The following is a 5,051-nucleotide window of genomic DNA, read 5'->3' as shown; positions in this document are numbered from 1 at the left end:
CTTTTATTTTTAAAAAATTAGTTTGAAACTACAATGTTCGCTGGTACAGAAAGTACGTTGCCAGCTTCATCTTTAACATCAATTGTAGAAAGTCCTTTTAGTGATAGGCCTTTTGCAATTGCTTCAGCGCTAACAGCTGTAATTTTAACTTTTACAGTAGTTGCTGCTGTAGAAGTAAGACCAGCATCATAAGTTTGTGCTAAAGCAATTGATTGTCCACCTACTAATAATTCAAAATCTTTATTTGTTGTTCCTGCTTGTTTAACAGCTTCTGAGAAAGTAAGAGTAATCTCATCTGTTGCTGTTAATTTAGCAGAAGTTACTGTAGGAGCAACGTTTTCTTTAATTGATACATTGTTCACAAAATATTGATCCATAGCCACGGTAGAACCTAATGCCTTTACATTAGAAATAGTGATGTTACGAGTTCCAGTGAAAGCATTTGAGTTAGCTTTCAAGTTAAGCACAGCCACTTGTGTAACTGTATCACCAGATGTTACTGCTGGCATTAATGTTACTGACTCTACTACAGCACCGTCAATTTTGTAGTTTGAAGTAAGTGTTGCAGATGCACCATCTACAGCCTTATTGAATGTAACATTTAATTTGCTATTATCATTAGAATCTTGAGCAACACTAGTTACTCCTACTTTTGCAGTACTTGTAGGAACACCATCTTCACCGCGTGTGAAAGTTGCAGTAGTAGTTTCAGCCGCTACGTTAGAAGCACTGTTCACATTAGCAAATGCAAGGTTTAATGAATACGTTGCACCCTTAACATCTTTTCCAGTTAATAGTGAAGATAACGCTACGCGAATAACCTTTTTATTAGTTGATGTTTTATAATCTACTGCTTTTGGAGTAATACCAGAGTTATTAATTGTTGTAGTTACAAAATCCTTCACATAAGAACCACTTGTAACATCAACAGTTGGTGTTGAACCAAGTGTTACATCTTTATCAAATGTAATTTCTAGATATTCTTTTTTATCCGTAGAATCAACAACTACATTTGAAGAAAGGACTTTAGGAGCTGCAGTTTCTTTAACAAATGTAACAACGCGACTTACATCTGTACCTGCTTCACCGCTAAGGTCTGTGAAAGATTTAACTTGTACCGTTGTAGCCCCTTCTAAAACAGCAGGTGCTGTAACGTTATATACAGTACTGTCATTTGTGTCTTGAACAACTTTAGCTGTGTCTACCGTAGTCGCACCCACAACAATAACAGGCTTAACTAATAATGCTTCAGAGAATTTCACAGCAAAAGTGTTAGCACCAGTTTGTGTGATTGAAGACACTGTAGGAGCAATCCCATCAGCAGCACCTTTAACAAATGAAACAGTTGCTGGATTTGGAGTAATTAGGTTACCAGCTTGGTCTTGAGCACCGATAAATGTTGCAACTACTTCTTTATTAGAAGTTACATTATCTGTCATTGTAAATACAGCTTCGCTAGCACCTGCTTCAATTTGACCTGAAACACCAGTTACAGCACTTCCATCAGCATATTTAAACGCAACTGTTGCAAAAGCTTTCATTGGCTCAGAGAATTTAACTTTCACTTGACCAGCTGAAATTCTTTCAGTTCCTAAAATAGTTGGAGCAGTTGTATCAGCAACAAATGAAACTACTTCATCAAATTTAGTTACAGCTTTAGCATCTTTTGTTGATAATCCATCAACCACTACGTTATAGCGTTTTGAAACTGGGTTTTGAGTAGTTACAGTTAAAGTTTTACCATCTGCACTAAGCTTTCCAGAAAGTGTTCCTGCTGCTACTCCATCAATTGAATTAATTGTTACTGTAGCAGTTGATTTGAACGCACCGCTCTTTCCATCAGCAAATAGAGATGCTGCATCTACTGCTTTACTGAATTTTACTTCTACTTGAGTTGCGCTAATCGCACTTACTGATTTAACAGTAGGTACTAATTGGCCTTCTACTTCTTCTAAAGTATTAGTTAAAGTAGTTTTCATTGCCTCATTTTTAACATCTTTCATATACTTAGCCGCTTCAGCAAGGTGCTTTTCTACATCTACTGTGTTGTTAGCAGCAAGAGCTTGTTTCGCTAAGTCTAATTCAATTTTCACAGATACTTCGAATTTTACGCTGTCACGTACTGTTTCAGCAGATTTTTTGTATTGAGCACGGATTGCATCACGAGTAGATTTACCGTATACACGATCTAAAAGGATAGCTTGTTTACGGATTTCAGTAGATAGTGCATGGTATGCAGCTTCTGTCTTGCCATCGATAAGGTTTTGCTCGATTTGTGCTTCAAGAGCTTGTTTCTTAACAGTAATTTTTTCACCAGCTGTAATAGCATCGATGTAAGCCATTGTACGGTTAATATGTAGAGTTACATTTTGCTCGATGTCAGCAAGGTATCCTGCTTTTTGAGCTGCAGGTAATTTGTTGATTGCTTTTACTGCTGCATCACGAGCTGCTTTTGCTGCATTGTATTGTGCATATGGACGAGTTTTTCCATCTGCAGAACCCTCTGTAGAGATTGCCCATTTTAAAACTGTGCCAGCGTCTTTAGCTTTTTTAACTAAAGTTTGAACATCGCTAGCTGCCGCTTCAGTTCCAGCTGGAGCTGTTGCAACAAATGCAGATGCTGCGATTGCAGTTGCACTAAGTACTTTTATAGCTTTTTTCTTATTCAAAGTAAGTCCCCCTAAATTAATAGTTATATTATTATATTAATATACCAACGTTATGTAAGGCTGGTGAAACTATCCTTACAAGGAATATATTAAAGTAAATTGGAAACATGTTAAATGCAAAAAATATACCAACACTCTATTAATATGGATATGCAGGATAAATTTAGTAATCACTTCCACATCTCTTCCATTAATATAGTAATAAAAAAATCAACCTACCAAAAATAGGTTGATTTTTAATATTACATTTCTAAATAGAGCATTACAATTATTTATTTTTATTTTGAAAAAAGTGATATTTCCATAATGTTGCTTCATGGCGGAAATATAAATCTCCATTTGAATCCTGAGCGATTTCATTTGCCCCAACTTCCTTTAAAATCGTAATATCAAAAGTTTTAGGATCAGCCTCGAATAGCCTTCCCTCTACAGCGCCATAAATGTGGCCATCAATGCCTTCAATAATTTTGGCGTTGCGGAATCGACCTGAGATTAACTCGAGTATTTGTTTCGTTTTGATTTCTGTTGTTTTTGGGTCGTATGAAAAGAGAGTCCCATCTGCCATACCCCATATGATTCCATTTTTATCAGAAATTAAGCTTGTAATCATACTGGAGTCAAGCGGCAGATGAATATATTCTTTCCTCTCTGGGTCTTTCGGGTCGAAACGGAAAAACCTTGCTCCGCGATCATTTACATTATAATTAGCATGAATCGAGGTCCCAACATAAATAGAATCATCGTGGCTTAAAAAAGAAACTAAACTTTGATTATAAATATAATTCTCATATACATCGTATTTGTTTCCCTTTAGGTCATAAACAGCAAGGGCGCCTCCTCCGGTACTCGTTTCAGGGTATGTACCGACATACACTTTATTTAGTTTCGGGACGGTTGCAATCGCTGTTGATCGTTCTTGGCCATACTGACCCAATCTCATGATCTCCCGAGGATTTGTTTCACTCCAAGGAAGCGATAAATCAAGCTCCAGCACTCTCGCCCTCGGATAAGCACCGATGTATAGCTTATTTCCAGTAGTGGTCATCGACTCAATCTGGCTTATATTCGGATATAATTCTGTTTTTTGTTTAACTGTATTATATATAGCCAAGCCGCCGGACATATAGCCGTTTATAAAAATATTCTCTCTTTTCTCATCCTGAATCATCGTATAAAGCGTAACAGGCTGAGCCGGCAATTTCATTTTCGTAATTTCATGGTGTCCCGTTTCTAAGTTGTACTTAAAGACATTTCCATCGTTATCTATAAGTCCAACCAGTGTATATCCAGGATATTTTTCGGCATTTAATCGAACAAAATCAATATTCAGCAATTCAGTTCCCTTTAATAATGAAACTCCTAAATTTATTTCTTCCTTTGTATATAAATCATATTTATGGAGTGTACTATTCTTGGAGTAAAAAAGAACATCCTCTAATGGAGATTTTTGCGAGATTGTTCTTGAGTTCAATTCAATCTCACCTGTTTTTTCCAATGTTTTTTTATTAAATACAACTAGTCTATTAGAGGGTTCCATGCGAGCAAAGATTTCATTGTCGATGAACTTAATATCGCGAACGTATTTGTCATCTTGATACTCATTTGGAAGAAAAGCCGTTTTCTGTTTCGTGTCCAAATTATATTTCACGAGATCAGCTTTGGATCCGATACCAACAAATAAAGAATTGCTTTCTTGATCATACGCAAGTGACTTGGCAAATTCTTTTCGATACAAGACTTGCCCATAGTTCACTAATTCCTCAGTCTTTGAATCATACTTAAAAACAGAGCCGCCATAGGCAGTTGACCCAAAGACAACACCATTAACAGCGTCAATATCTTGAATGGCTGTATCTTTAGGAAGTGTTAACTTATTTCCGTGATCGAAGAACTCATCCGTATTCGGGTTATAGCTATACACGTTTCCATCGGTTGTTCCACCAACCCATACGGTTCCATCTTCATCCACATCTAATCCCCAAGCGCTTGTAGAATTTGCCAACGGATATGTATTTTTCAATTCATTAGTATTTAAGTCTACGACTGCAAGTGCAGATGGCGTGCCATGCATGATGAAATACATGTATGCATGCCCCATTTCATCTGATCCTGTTGCAGCCGTTAGGGCAGACACTTGAAAGACTTGAGGCCCTATAATACTTGAACCGCCTCTAACCTGTTGTTCCACTTCTGTACTTTGTCCTTCAGCCAAAATCTTTGGCTGCTCTAAAGAAAATAGTAAAGTAAAAATCATTGCTAGTGCGAAAAACCTTTTTTTCATCCAATCTTCTCCCTTCCTCTAGTATTATAGCAAATATTGGATTAATAGGCTTGTTTTTACTGCAACTGTACTACACTTACTCTACTTTTCTATTTCATTAC

General features: G+C 36.8%; 2 protein-coding genes. Both read right to left on the bottom strand.

Annotated features, from left to right (window positions below; genetic code table 11):
- Positions 1-17: 17 nt before the first annotated feature.
- On the bottom strand, positions 18-2,669 hold the full coding sequence (locus V7149_RS20690) for a hypothetical protein (protein WP_335347482.1): 2,652 nt from the start codon (positions 2,667-2,669) through the stop codon (positions 18-20).
- A 268-nt stretch (positions 2,670-2,937) separates the two neighbouring features.
- Positions 2,938-4,950, bottom strand: a complete 2,013-nt coding sequence (locus V7149_RS20685) for a WD40 repeat domain-containing protein (protein WP_335347481.1) — start codon at positions 4,948-4,950, stop codon at positions 2,938-2,940.
- Positions 4,951-5,051 lie beyond the last annotated feature (101 nt).

Source organism: Bacillus sp. JJ1503, from assembly GCF_036965125.1.
Taxonomy (GTDB): Bacteria; Bacillota; Bacilli; order Bacillales; family Cytobacillaceae; genus Cytobacillus.
This window is presented reverse-complemented; position numbering and strand designations above follow the sequence as displayed.